This is a genomic window from Streptomyces sp. NPDC051578 (assembly GCF_044454045.1).
In the GTDB taxonomy this organism is placed as follows: Bacteria; Actinomycetota; Actinomycetes; order Streptomycetales; family Streptomycetaceae; genus Streptomyces.
Genome location: NZ_JBITDH010000001.1, coordinates 998,199 through 1,011,370 on the forward strand (window position 1 = coordinate 998,199; position 13,172 = coordinate 1,011,370).

General features: G+C 70.1%; 9 protein-coding genes and 1 tRNA gene. 1 reads left to right on the forward strand and 9 read right to left on the reverse strand.

Features of this window, described 5'->3' with window-relative positions; genetic code table 11:
* Positions 1 to 111 precede the first annotated feature (111 nt).
* Positions 112 to 1,896 (reverse strand): DEAD/DEAH box helicase, encoded by a 1,785-nt coding sequence (locus tag ACIA6C_RS04535; RefSeq protein ID WP_361137739.1) that lies wholly within the window; start codon positions 1,894 to 1,896, stop codon positions 112 to 114.
* A 339-nt stretch (positions 1,897 to 2,235) separates the two neighbouring features.
* The gene (locus ACIA6C_RS04540) at positions 2,236 to 3,696 is read right to left on the reverse strand and encodes an MFS transporter (protein ID WP_399272869.1); all 1,461 of its coding nucleotides are present in this window, start codon (positions 3,694 to 3,696) and stop codon (positions 2,236 to 2,238) included.
* Positions 3,697 to 3,877: 181 nt separating this feature from the next.
* Here ACIA6C_RS04540 and ACIA6C_RS04545 point away from each other — a divergent pair.
* Positions 3,878 to 3,949: transfer RNA gene (locus tag ACIA6C_RS04545), tRNA-Cys, on the forward strand.
* Between the two features lie 52 nt (positions 3,950 to 4,001).
* Here ACIA6C_RS04545 and ACIA6C_RS04550 read toward each other — a convergent pair.
* From ACIA6C_RS04550 to ACIA6C_RS04580, 7 genes are all read right to left on the reverse strand, one after another.
* A complete protein-coding gene (locus ACIA6C_RS04550) occupies positions 4,002 to 4,379 on the reverse strand; it encodes a hypothetical protein (RefSeq protein ID WP_399272871.1) in 378 nt (125 codons plus the stop codon).
* A gap of 311 nt (positions 4,380 to 4,690) precedes the next feature.
* Positions 4,691 to 7,033 carry a hypothetical protein gene (locus ACIA6C_RS04555; protein WP_399272873.1) on the reverse strand — a complete coding sequence of 781 codons (2,343 nt, stop codon included), beginning with the start codon at positions 7,031 to 7,033 and terminating at the stop codon, positions 4,691 to 4,693.
* A gap of 33 nt (positions 7,034 to 7,066) precedes the next feature.
* A complete protein-coding gene (locus ACIA6C_RS04560) occupies positions 7,067 to 7,492 on the reverse strand; it encodes a hypothetical protein (RefSeq protein ID WP_399272876.1) in 426 nt (141 codons plus the stop codon).
* Positions 7,493 to 7,525: 33 nt separating this feature from the next.
* The gene (mycP, locus tag ACIA6C_RS04565; protein ID WP_399272878.1) at positions 7,526 to 8,584 is read right to left on the reverse strand and encodes a type VII secretion-associated serine protease mycosin; all 1,059 of its coding nucleotides are present in this window, start codon (positions 8,582 to 8,584) and stop codon (positions 7,526 to 7,528) included.
* A gap of 132 nt (positions 8,585 to 8,716) precedes the next feature.
* Positions 8,717 to 10,138, reverse strand: coding sequence for a hypothetical protein (locus ACIA6C_RS04570; protein ID WP_399272880.1), 1,422 nt, complete (start codon positions 10,136 to 10,138; stop codon positions 8,717 to 8,719).
* The gene (locus ACIA6C_RS04575; protein WP_399272882.1) at positions 10,138 to 10,671 is read right to left on the reverse strand and encodes a DUF2563 family protein; all 534 of its coding nucleotides are present in this window, start codon (positions 10,669 to 10,671) and stop codon (positions 10,138 to 10,140) included. Before ACIA6C_RS04575 ends, ACIA6C_RS04570 begins: the two co-directional genes overlap by 1 nt.
* A gap of 181 nt (positions 10,672 to 10,852) precedes the next feature.
* A complete protein-coding gene (locus ACIA6C_RS04580) occupies positions 10,853 to 13,150 on the reverse strand; it encodes a xanthine dehydrogenase family protein molybdopterin-binding subunit (RefSeq protein ID WP_399274475.1) in 2,298 nt (765 codons plus the stop codon).
* Positions 13,151 to 13,172 lie beyond the last annotated feature (22 nt).

A 13,172-nucleotide genomic window follows, 5' to 3' on the forward strand; every position in this document is an offset into this window, starting at 1 on the left:
TCAGCGGAAGGCCTCGTCCAGAATCCGGGCGCCTACCGCCGGTTTGTTCCGATTTTTTCTGACGCGTGTGTCAATTCGTGATGTCCCTGCACGCCAATGTGCTTTATTGCCTCACCGCATCCGGGTGGCCCACTCCTGGACCTTCTTGATCCGCTCGCGCAGCTGACCGGCCGTCGCCTCCGCGCTCGGCGGGCCGCCGCACACCCGGCGCAACTCCGTGTGGATCACCCCGTGTGGTTTGCCGCTCTGATGGACGTACGCACCGACCATCGTGTTGAGCGACTTGCGCAGTTCCAGCAGTTCCTTGTGCGAAACCACCGGCCGCCGGTCGGCGGGCAGCTCCAGCAGGTCCGCGTCCGCGTCCGGCTTGCGGCGGCTGTGCGCGATCTGCCGCGACTGCCGCTTCTGGAGCAGCATCTGCACCTGGTCGGGCTCCAGCAGTCCGGGGATGCCGAGGTAGTCCTGCTCCTCCTCGCTGCCGGGGTGGGCCTGCATGCCGAATTCGGCGCCGTCGTACAGCACCCGGTCGAAGACGGCGTCGGACTCCAGCGCCTCGAAGGACATCTGCTCGTCCTCGCCGGTGTCCTCGTCTTCCAGTTTGTTCGCCTCGTCCATTTCCTTCTCGGACTCGGCATAAGGGTCTTCCTCGCCCTGTTTCTTCGGTTTGTCGAGAACGTGGTCCCGCTCGACTTCCATCTCATTGGCGAATCCGAGCAGGTACGGAATCGTCGGAAGGAACACGGAAGCGGTCTCGCCGCGCCTGCGCGAACGCACGAAACGCCCGACGGCCTGCGCGAAGAACAGCGGCGTCGAAATGGTGGTGGCGTACACCCCGACCGCGAGGCGCGGTACGTCGACGCCTTCCGACACCATCCGGACCGCGACCATCCAGCGGTCGTCGCCCGCGCTGAAATCGTCGATCCGCTTCGACGCGCCCGTGTCGTCGGACAGTACGACGGTCGGCTTGGTGCCGGTGATCTCCCGGAGCAGCTTGGCGTACGCGCGCGCCGAGTCCTGGTCGGAGGCGATCACGAGGCCGCCCGCGTCCGGGATGCCCTTCCTGACCTCCGTCAGCCGCTGGTCGGCGGCGCGCAGCACGTTCGGCATCCAGTCGCCGCGCGGGTCCAGCGCGGTGCGCCAGGCCTGGGAGACGGCGTCCTTGGTCATCGGCTCGCCCAGACGCGCGGCGATCTCGTCGCCCGCCTTGGTGCGCCAGCGCATGTTGCCGCTGTAGGAGAGGAAGATGACGGGCCGCACCACGCCGTCGCCGAGCGCGTTCCCGTACCCGTAGGTGTAGTCGGCGGAGGACCGGCGGATGCCGTCGTTGCCCTCCTCGTACGAGACGAACGGGATCGGGTTGGTGTCGGACCGGAAGGGCGTACCGGTCAGCGCGAGCCGGCGGGTGGCCGGGTCGAACGCCTCCAGGCAGGCCTCGCCCCAGGACTTGGAGTCGCCCGCGTGGTGGATCTCGTCGAGGATCACGAGGGTCTTGCGCTGCTCGCACCGGTTGCGGTGCAGCATCGGGCGTACGCCGACGCCGGCGTACGTGACGGCGACGCCGTGGTAGTCCTTGCTCAGCGGCCCAGCGGAGTACTCCGGGTCGAGCCGGATGCCTATCCGGGCGGCGGCCTCGGCCCACTGCTTCTTGAGGTGCTCGGTCGGCGCGACGACGGTCACCTGCTGGACGACGTGGTGGTGCAGCAGCCAGGAGGCCAGCGTCAGCGCGAAGGTGGTCTTGCCCGCGCCGGGGGTCGCGACGGCGAGGAAGTCGCGCGGCTGGGTCTCCAGGTATCGGCCCAGCGCACTCTCCTGCCAGGCACGCAGCTTGCTGGCGGTACCCCACGGCGCACGGCCGGGGAAGGCGGGTGAGAGGTGGTGGGAGGCGGTAGTAGTCACGGTCTCCGGTTCGTCGCTCTCGGCAGTCGTACGTAGGACAACCGGGCCACCCTACCGGTGCGGGCCCGCCCCTCGGAGAGGGACAGGCCCGCGACCTCGCCGGGTGCGGCGAGCGTCACACCGGCGTGTCAGCCGGCGGACCGGGCCGACCCGCCCGCCGTCCCGGGAACGTCGAGAACTCCGCGGCGCAGGCCGCGCACGAAGCGCACGCCACGCACGAAGCCCCCGGCCGCGGCGGCGACGGCGGCGGGCGTCGCGACGGCGACGGCAGCGGGCGGACCCGGCGGCGACGGCAGCGGGCGGACCCGGCGGCGACGGCAGCGGGCGGACCCGGCGGTGTCATGCGCTTTCCGGCACCGGGTCCAGCCGGGTGGCGACCCACGCCCCGACCAGCGCCACGACGGCCATCGGCAGGAAGACGGCGACGAAGGCGGCGGGGTGCGAGACGGTCGCCCCGCCCGCGAGGCCGTGCGCCGCTCCCACCGATCCCCCGCCCAGCGCGGCGAACGCCGCCCCGCCCGCCGCGAGCAGCACCACGTTCGCCAGCCCGTCGGAGATCTGCAGCGCGGCGGAGTTGGCACCGGCCTCCTCCGGCGGGGACAGCTTCATCAGCAGCACGCCCGTCGGCCCGATGACCAGACCCATCCCGAAGCACCCCAGGCCCCAGGCCAGCGCCGGCGTCCACACCGGGACCCACGGCACCAGCACGGCCGGCGCCGTCGCGATGGCCACCGCCACCATCACCATCCCGGCCGCCATCAGCCGCTCCCGGTACGGCTCCACCCGCCCCTTGGACTGCACCCACGACCCGACCGCCCACGTCAGCCCGCCGAGCGCGAGCGAGAACCCGGCCATGGTCGGGCTCAACCCCCGCTGGGTGACCAGCATCAGCGGTACGAAGCTCTCCGCCGCGATGAACGCCCCCGCCGCCACCCCGCGCAGCAGCACCACCGCAGGCAGCCCGCGCCGCGCCCGGTACGTCCCGCGCGGCAGCAGCCCCAGCACCGCCGGCACCAGCAGGGCCGCGCCCGCCGCGCCCGGAAGCAGCGACAGCCACCGCAGGTCCTGGGCCGCGTACTGGAGCAGCCCCGCACCCGTCGAGATCCCGAGCGCGAGCCGGATCCGGCGGCGGTCGAACGGCTCGGGACCGTCCGCCGTCCGCACCGGGCCGCCCGCGGTCCGCCGGATCGCCGGCAGGGCCACGACCAGCGGTACGACGACCAGCGCGGGAATCGCCAGGAACACCCAGCGCCACCCGAGCCGCTCGGTCACCGTCCCGGCGGCCAGCGGGCCCACGATCGACGGCACGACCCAGCTCGCGGCGAAGGCGGCCATGATGGCCGGCCGCAGCCGCTCCTCGTAGGCCCGGCTGACGACCACGTACAGGGCGACGATCACCAGCCCGCCCCCGAACCCCTGCACCGCCCGCCCGACCAGGAACACCCCCATCACACCGGCGGTCCCCGACACCACCAGCCCGGCGGCGAAGGCCCCGATTCCGACGGCGAGCGGCCGCAGCGGGCCTTGCAGGTCGGCCCACTGACCGGCCAGCACCATGCCGAAGAGGCTGGTCGTGAAGTAGGCGGAGAAGGCGAAGGCGTAGAGCCCGACCCCGTCCAGCTCGCGGGCGGCGACGGGCATCGCCGTGCCCACGGCGGTGGCCTCGAAGGCGATCAGGAAGATGACGGAGACCATCCCGATGCTCAGCGCCCGGTAGGGCGGCGCCAGCACCCCGCCCTCGGGCTGCGGCGGAACGGCGGCACCTGCCTGTTGCGGCACGCGGGGTTTCAGGACGCTCATCGCCCCAGAGTAAGGCGCGTCCCCGGCTCTCGCCCCTGTCTTTTGGACCGACCCACCCCTCCTCCCCCGGACCTACGCCCCCGGCCCCTTGTGAACGCGGCATGACAGTCCCATTGCACCCCCGCCTGCCCCCTTCCCCGCCTCCCCCACCCCTCGTACGGTCGTCCCATCACCACCACCCAGCCGTGTGCCCGAGTGGTTGAGGGACTCGCCTGCAAAGCGAGTTACGCCGGTTCGATTCCGGTCACGGCTTCGCGAACGGCCGCCCGGGGACTCCCCCGGGCGGCCGTTGCCGTGCGCGGGCCCTACCGCGTGGGCGCGGCCTTCTCCTTGATCACCAGCTGCTCGGGCAGGTTCCCGTTGTTCTTGCAGCCCATCTCCTTGGCCAGCGCCCGGGCGGCGGAGTGGAGGATGGTGAGGTTGGCTTCGCGCAGCGCGCGGGGGTCGACGTTGGTGGGCGCCTCTCGGAGGCTGACACTCGCTTTGATCGGCACGGCTTTGTCCGGTCCCGCGAGCCGGTCACTCGCACAGTCGAAGTAAAGCCTTCCGTTGTCAGGGAGGACCAGGGCGTTGCGGCCCAGGTCGTACTCCCAGTAGTAGCCCTTGCCGCTCTCCGTGTGCTCGCCCGTCCGCGTTGACTCGTGCTCGATCTCGAACGACACGGAAAGGTCGTGGTAGTTCATGCGTTCATCCGGAGTAGCCCTGCACACTGTGCCCCCGAGCGACGCGCCTATTTTTGCGTAACCCCGCTCCAGAACGCCTGCCACCCACGCCACGTCCCCGACGTTCTTGGGAGGCTTGAACGGTGTGGCCCCTCCGGTCAGCAGTTCCAAAGCACGCACGGCATCCGGACTGAGCAGCCCCTCGGAACAGACCTCAGCGGCGAATACTTCACTTGGTCCGGGGTCCGGCTCCCCACCACCACTACACGCGGAAACGAGCACCCCTATGACAAGCAGGCCCGAAAGTATGCGGATCTTCGAGCCGGCCCCGGTCATTCGCCCGCCTTCTTCGGCTTCACCGGCTCATTGCCCATGTGCTGTTCGTTCGCCCACCCACTGTTGTATCCGGTCAGAAGGGCCTGGCGGAGCCGTTCGTCCAACGGGTCTGACGGACCCACCGGGTGCCGTTCGAGAAAGTGCTCCACCGGCCCGGATGCCGAGGCCTCGCCCTGGCTGTACACGCTCGCCTTGGCGTCGTGTGCCTTGCCGTCGTGGAGGTCCTTCTGCCGCTCGGCCTCGTCGTGGGACCAGTCACCAACGAGGTCTCCGGCCACCTGCTCCAGCGCACCGGTGCCGAGGTCGACCCCAAGTGGCACCAGAACAGCCGCCGCGCCCGCTGCGGCCGCTGTAGCCGGGAGGAAGGCGACGCCGGCAGCGATCGCCCCGGTCGCCGCGAACTCCACCCAGCCGGACCGCTTCTCCAAGGCCCTCTCGTAGCCATCGTTCCACTTGTCGGCGTCTTGCTGGATCTGCTTCGCGCGGGACTCGTCCAGGGCCCCCTGGAACTCGCCTCCTGTCCGGGCGATTTCCTCAAGACTGCTCTGGTTGAGCGTGCCGTCCGGCCCCACCTGGGCTTCCAGCATCGAGGCCGAGAAGACCGCCTCGGCACGGGACATCGTGAGGTAGGAGTCCGGGTACTGACCGAGGCTGCTCAGGAACTTCCGGGCATCTTCCGGCTCAAACGCCACATGCCCCTTCCCGCTCGAATCGAACACGCTATCCGGTGATTTGCCGCGCAACCCGTGGTTGAGATCGTCGATGTACCCCGCACCCATACGCCCGAGACTGTCGGCGAGTGTCTCCTGCTTCTTGAGCAGTTCCGCGTCTCCGCCGTACTTGACCACTGCATCGTGCATGATGCGCGCGCCCGCCTCGCTGCGGTGGAGGGCCGGATGAGGGTCGTCCCAGGCGTGGCCGAGGGTGGCGGCTTCCAGGGCGTGGCCCAAGGCGTCCGGCATGTACTTCTGGACCTTGGGGAGGTCATCCGGGTTGAAGCCCTCCATGTCGATGGTGGGGGTGTACTTCGCGTTGCCGAAGAAGTCGAGGTAGCTCTTGATCGGCTTCTTGTCAGCGCCCGTACCCAGGTCCGGGTGACCGGGCTTCTCCGTGCCGTCCCGGTTGTAGGCGTGCGGTTCGCCCTCCGGGTCGAAGAACCGGGACGCGGCGTCGGGGCTGTGCCCCAGCGCCTCCAGGAAGCTGGTCACCGGGTCGTAGCCGGCGCCGTTGACGCCGGAGGGGTTGAGCATGTTCTTGCCGTAGCCGTTGAGCTGCCGCGACTGGTTGAAGAAGTCGGGTTCCTTGGCGTGGATCTGGGTCGCGTGCTCGGCGATCGGCAGCAGGAACTTGGGGTCGTAGTTCCCGTACCGCATGATGCCGCCGAGCAGCTGGTAGCCGAACGGCGGGTTCTGGTCGTACCTCGCCAGCGGGATCCGCTCGGTACCGAGCTTGCGCAGCTCCAGCGCATAGCTGTCGGGGAGGTGTGGTTCCGACTTGGACTGCGTGGCTGTCGCGAGGTTCAGGCCCAGGTTCCGCTGCAGCTCCTGGACGTCCTTGAGGCGTTGCGCGTCCAGCTTCGCGTAGTCGTACGTGTCGGTGGACATCTGGCCGAAGAACTCGAGCGAACCCTTCGGACCGAGCGCACTGTAGAACGCGGTCGAGAACGCGGGTTTGGCGGAGTTGTCGGCCAGCAGTTCGTTGAGTTCCGCCAGCTCGGTGTGGGAGAGGTTGCGGCCCTTGTGCGCCAGGTCGGCGGCGTGGCCGGCCTGTTCGGCGGTGAGGCCGGCGTATGTGGGGCCGCTGAAGTTGTGGTCCTCGGCGATGTTCGCGTTGAGCAGGCGGGACAGCGACTGGTCGACGTCGTCGCAGGTGTCGATGATCGCGTCGACCTTCGCCTGCCACAGTGGCTGGTTCTCACGGACGGACTGCCGGTAGTCGGGGTCGTGCAGCGCCGCGCCGCGCTCGGCTTCGGAAAGGGGTGCCGGTGTCACCTTCCCTTTGCCGTCCACCCGGAAGCCGGCGGCGGGGGCCTCCTCCTCGGCGATCTTCTTCAGTTGTTCGCGGGAGGACTTGAAGGTGGCGTGGCCTTCGGTGAGGGCCTGGTGGATGCCCTTGGCCTCCTTCGCGGCGTCCTCGAACTCCTTGGCCGTCTTGTCGATGAAGGACCGGCCCACGCTCGCTGTGACACCGTGCCACTCGGCTTTGCCGGCTTTGGCCTTCATGCCGTTGCGGGCCGCCTCGGCGAGCTCGTCCAGCTTGGTGACCAGGGCGGCCCAGTCGGCGATCGCGGTCGCGAGCTGGTCGACGGGGGCGTTCAGGACGTTCTCGTACGACAACACGTGTCTACGTCGCCTTCCAGCGTGTGGAGCGGGCTACTTGAGGTACTCGTCGATCTTGGAGCTGGTGAACTCGGCGTAGAGCTGCTTCTCGTCCTTGCTGTGCGAGGCGAGGGAGTAGTTCAGGCCGTTGGAGATGGTCGCGCAGGCGGCGACGAGGGTCTTGACCTGGCTCTCCCAGCGGTGGGCGGCCTTGAGCAGGGCCGCCCCGCTGGCGAAGCCTTCTTTGGACAGTGCGCCGGCGGCTGCGGCGGTGGAGGTGTCGGCGTGCTTGCCGTCGGTGGACAGCCGTTCGTGCAGCTTGAAGGCTTCGGTGCCGATGGCGCCGATGTGGTCCTGGTTGAGTTCCAGGTCTCCGGCGCCGGCGCCGCTGTCGGGCGCGGTGGGTACGTGGTTGAGCCGCATGGAGACGTTGGCCGCGGCGGTGGCGCGCGCGGTCGCCCACTCTTCGTCGAAGGACATGCCGAACTCTCCTGGGGTGTCGGGGCGGGGTCCTCAGCGTCGCGAGCGCTGGATGACGACCGCGGTGACGGCGCCGCCGATGATCAGGCAGGCTCCGAGCCCGAGGGCGATCCAGGGCAGGGCACTGCCGGTGTCGCTGTTGCCCTTCTTCGCCTCGGGTTTGGGTGCGGGGTCGGCCTTGCCGCCGGGGGCGGCGGGGGCCGACGTGGGGGAGGCGGCTGCCGCGAGGTCCGGCAGCGGGTACACGTCGGCCGGTCCGGGATCGCCGGGCGTGGGCACGGCGATCCTCGGCCGTACGACGCCGTATCCGACGTAGTCGTTGCGCTGCACGCCGTCGGTGGGCTTCCCGGCGGTGTTCAGGAGGACGCGGAGGATCTGGTTGTTGGTCCAGTCGGGGTGGACGGACCAGAGGAGAGCCGCGGAGGCGGAGACGAGGGCGGTGGCCTCGCTTGTACCGCTGCTCTTACAAAGTCCCGTTCCACCGTCGCAGCCAGAAACGATGTCTTTCCCTGGCGCCGAAATGTCCACGTAACGGTTGTGCTGAGACTCCTTCATCGCCTCACCCTTGGCGTCGACAGCCCCGACACCCACCACTCCAGGCGTCGCCGCCGGCCAGATGACGTCCTCGTTACCGTCGTTCCCAACGCTGGCAAAAATCAATTTGCCTTTGCCGAGGGCGTACTTGACGGCACTGTCCAATTCGTTGCTTTGATTGATGCCGCCCATGGAAATGTTGAGAACCCTGGCGTCCGAATCCGCGGCAAAGCGGATGCCCTGAATCATCGAGCGGAAGGGGGCAGTGCCGTCACCACCGAAATCGATCCGCACAGGCAGAATTTTCACGCCGGGCGCCAAGCCAAAAGCGCTGTCCGCACCGCCGGGACCCTTTCCATTGCCCGCGATGACCGATGCGATGGCCGTACCGTGGTGGCTGTGGTCAGTTCGCTCGTCACCCGCGTAGCTTGCGGAAGCGAAATTCTTACCTGGCAGCACCTGACCCTCAAGTTCAGGGATGCGCTTTACGCCGGTGTCGATTACCGCAATGGTGACATCCTTGCCCGTGCTGATAGACCAGATGTCGTCGGCCTTCATGGCATCAAGATGCCACTGCGTGGACCTAACGGTCTCCGCCTGAGCCGGGGTCGCGGCGACCCCGGCCAGGAGGAGACCCACCACGGCTGAGGTCGCCTTCCGCATGCGCATCCCGTGCAACGTCCGTTCTGCTCAGTCGATCACTGGCGGCACAACAGGGCGATCCGCCTGCCAGGTTTCTTCGTCCTCGGCCAGGTAGTCAGGGCGGTCGCCTCCACGGCCGTCGCGCCGCTTACCCGGGGCATGATTGCCGGCGCCTGCGACTGGACCGGCTCCCGTCCCATTGCGGACGAGGCCTGAGCCGCCTTGGGTGAACGGTCGACCACCTGTAGCCGACGGGCCGCCGATGCCGGCCTGGCGGCCGCCGACTACGCCGCCCGGCTCCATGGCCAGTCGACGGCCCGCAGGTGCACCAGGGCCTCCGTGGGGGCCACTCACACCACTCCCCATGCCACCGCCCGTCATTCCGCGTCCCATCTGGGAACCCTCCGCGCCGATGACCGTACCGCGCGGAATGCCCGCGCTAGGCCCTCGAGGCGTCACCGGACGTCCGCCGACGATACCGGTCTCGCGCGGAGGCAATCCGAGGGTGCTGCTGGCCTTGCCTGGAGGCAGCGTCGGACGCGGGAATGTACCTCCGCCGACCGGCTTGGCCGAGCTGGTGGTCGGGGGAAGCGTAAGCGGGGGAACGACCTGTACAGGGGCAGGGCCGCCTCCCGGACCGACCGGCCCCGGGCCAGTCGGCGGATTGACCGTCGCTGGAAGGCTCGTAGGCGGAAGCGTGCCGACGGTGTTCAGGTCTACGTTGACGTTGCGGTCGGGAGCTGGCGGAAGGCCTCCGGTTGTCGGGGCCACAGTTGGGGGCAGTTGCGATCCGGAGTGCGGCTGGTATGCGGACTTACTTGCGCTCCCGCTGCTGCCCGGTGCCGATGTCGTATACCCGGTACCGAGGCCCGAGTCAGATCCATCGCTAGACCCTGTGCCGGGGCGCGCCACATCGGAGGAGGTGTAGGCATAGTCCCCGCCTGGTACAAAGTCCGCCGGCGGCGGAGGGAACGTCGGAGCCTGCGCCGCGTTCATGTTCCGCGTCGACTCGTCGTAGGACTCAGCCAGCTTCTTGAGCTGCTGCACCGCATGCAGCCGGTCCGTCTCCAGCTTCTGGGTCGCCAGCATGCCGATCTTCGCGGAGTCCGGGTCGTTGTGGAACTGGCGTGCAGCCTGCAGGTTCTCCTTGGCCGACGGGTCGACGCCCGGGGTCTTCTGGACCTCGTACATGTGCTGCGCGGCCAGGGTCATCCACTTCGCGGCACCCGAGCTGTAATCCGCCAGACGCAGCGTCGCGTTGCCCGCCGAGTTCACCCAGGTCTGGAAGGCCGTCGCGGCCTCGCCCTCCCAGCCCGACACCTTGTGGTGTTTCAGGTCCTCGCCGATCTCCTTGATGGCCTTGGCGGCCTCCTCAAGCTGCGTCGCCCGCGTCCGGACGATCTCCGGCTTGATCGAGGCGATCATCGCCATCAGCTGTTCGTGGCTGTAACCGTCGAAGCTCGTCACCATCAGATGTGGCCCCCAGACGTGCTCGGCTTGGGCGTGGGAGTGGTCTTGGGTGCGTCTGCGCCCCGAGGCTGCTGCTGTTGCGGCTGGTCGGGCTTGGCCGAGGGATCACGCTCGGCGACGTAGTGCTCCTTCGCCCGCTGGGCGATCGCCAGCATGCGCTGCCGCGTCTCCTCGTCCACGTCCGCGAACCCCTTGCCACCCGTGAGGATCGCGATCCCGAGGCCCTCGATCTGGTCCGCCAGGCCCTTCGACAGGGTCGTCAGCTGCGTGTGCACCGTCCCGTACGCCTTGAACAGTGCGTCCGCCTCCGCGAAGCCCGTACCCAGCGTTCCCGACGGCAGCGTGCCGTCCTGGAGCTTGTCCGGGTCGGCCTCGGAGCCGCTGAGCTTCTTGAGCTGGGCGTCGACCAGCTTCTTGAAGCCGTTCAGCGTTTCGTACTCGACTTCCAGCGCCTTCGCCTGGCGCATGATCGCGTCCGCCAGGCCGTTGCTCGCGCCGACGATGCCTGCCAGCCCGCCGTTCTCCTCCGCCACGATGGCCTCCCCGACTCCCCGTCATCCCCGTTGACCGCTCGAGGGCGTCCGCCCGCATCGCGTTCCCGCCCCCCGTTCGCACGCGTACGTGCGCCCTCGTGCCGATCACTCTAGCGACCGGCACCGACACCCCCAAGCACAGGGCTGGGGTCGAACGCAAGGGTCAACGCCCGTCAGGCTGTCAAGAGTTCGGCGCCGCCACCGCCGCCGATGGCCGGATCGGGAGCCTGTTCACCGGGCGGCCCGTCGCCGCGCGGACCGCCGAGGCGATCGCCGACGGGGTCGTCACCACCGGGACCGCGCTCGCCGCCTTCGCGCCGAACGGGGCCACCACGTCCCGCTCTTCGACCAGTTTGACGATCCGCACCACCGGGGCGTCCAGCGACGTCGGCAGCGCGTAGCCCGTCAGGTCGGGGTGGCGGATCATCCCCGCCACCGAGCGGAGGTTTTCGGTCAGCGCCGCGCCCACGCCCTGCGTGACGCCCGCTTCGATACGGGCCTCCAGCTGGGCGGGGTTGAGGATCCGGCCCACGTCCTGCGCGACGGCCAGTTCGACCACGCGCACCGAGCCGAGTTCCACGTCGACGTCGACCACCGCGCGGATCGCGCAGAACGCGAGGCCGACGAAGGCGTCCCCCTGGCCGTCCGCGTCCAGGGGTTCGGTGGGGTGGGGGCGGCACTGGGCCGTCGCCCAGAGTTCCTTGCCCGCCATCGCCTCCGCCACCGTGGTGGAGAACGCGCCGTCGTACGACGTGATCCGGCCGTCCTGGATCTGGAGGAGCTCCGTCGACATGCCCAGCTTGTGGGCCATCGGCTGGAGGAGCTGCGTGCGGACCATCTTCGCGGCCCGCTCGACCGCGCCCCCGGACACCCACGTGTGGCGGCCGTGCGCCGCCGGGCCGGCCGGCGGCTGGTCGGTGTCGACCGGTGCCGTGACCACCTCGTCCACGCCCAGGACCTCCTGGACGATCTGGCGGGCGAGCGTCGAGAAGCCCTGGCCGGTGTCGACGGCCGCGCAGATGACGGTGGCCGCGCCGTCCACGACCTTGACGGTGGCGGTGGAGACCTCGTCGGTCCCCTCGGCGCCGAGCATGTGCACCATGCCGACGCCGTACCCGACCCCCCGCCGCACCGCTCCGGGCTCGCCCGCGCCCTCCGGGCCGCCCGGCAGCAGCCACTCGTCCTCCGGGGCGTCCTTCGGGAGGGAGGGGAGCTCCACATCGCGTACGGCGCGCAGGAGTTCGGCGACCGGCGCCGGGCAGGTCACCGTCTGGCCCGTGGGCAGCAGGTCGCCCGTGGCCAGGACGTTGCGCATGCGGATCTCTGCGCCGTCGATGCCGAGTGCGGCCGCCAGCTTGTCCATCTGGCCCTCGTACGCGGCACACACCTGCATGGCGCCCTCGCCGCGCACGTGCCCGGACGGCGGGTTGTTGGTGCGTACCGCCCACCCCTCCACGAAGGCGTGCGGCACGACGTACGGACCGCACGCGAAGGCCACCGCCGCCGCGAGGGACTCCGCGGAGGCGTCGGCGTAGGCGCCCGCGTCCATCAGGATCTGGGCCTCGACCTTGACCAGCCGGCCCTCCGCGTCCGCGTGGTGGCGGTATCGCAGCAGCGTCGGGTGGCGGTGGGCGTGGCCGAGGAAGGACTCCTCGCGGGTGGCGGCCAGCTTCACCGGGCAGCCCGTGCGCAGGGCCAGGAGCCCGAGCGGGAGCTGGAAGGCGGGGTCCTCGCGGTCGGCCGTCGCGCCGGGGACGCCGGTGACGACGACCCGTACCCGGTCCGGTTCCAGGCCGAAGCAGGCGGCCGCCAGGTCGCGGTCGGTGTGCGGGTCGGTGGAGGCGGTGTAGATCTCCACGCCCCCGTCGGGCCTCGGTACGGCCAGCCCCGCCTCGGCGCCGATGGGCGCGGGGTCCTGGCGGCCGATCCGGTACAGCCCCTCGACGACCACCTCGCCGGTCGCCTCCGGGTCGCCGTAGCGCAGCGGGATGTGCCGGATCAGGTTGCCGTCGGGGTGCAGGGCGGGCGCGCCGAACGACTGCTCGGGGTCGGTCACCGCGTCCAACAGCTCGTACTCGACCGTGATGGCGGCCGCGGCGAGGCGCGCGGCGTCGGGGTGGTCGGCGGCGACGGCGGCGATGGGCTCGCCGTGGTGGCGGACCACGTCGTGGGCGAAGACGGGCCGGTCGGCGATCCGGCGGCCGTGGGTGGTGGCGCCGGGGACGTCGGCGTGGGTGACGACGGCGCGCACGCCCGGCATGGCCGCGGCGGCCGTGGTGTCGATGGAGAGGATGCGGGCGTGGGCGTGCGGGGAGCGGAGCACGGCGGCCCAGAGCAGGCCTTCGGCCCACAGGTCGGCGGCGTAGGGGAAGGTGCCCTCGGTCTTGGCGCGGGCGTGCGCGGACGGGACGGAGACCCCGATCCCGCGCAGGACTTCGGGTTCCGTGTCCCCGGCGCCGGTCGGGACGCTCGTCGTCATCAGGGTGGTCGTGGCCGCGTCG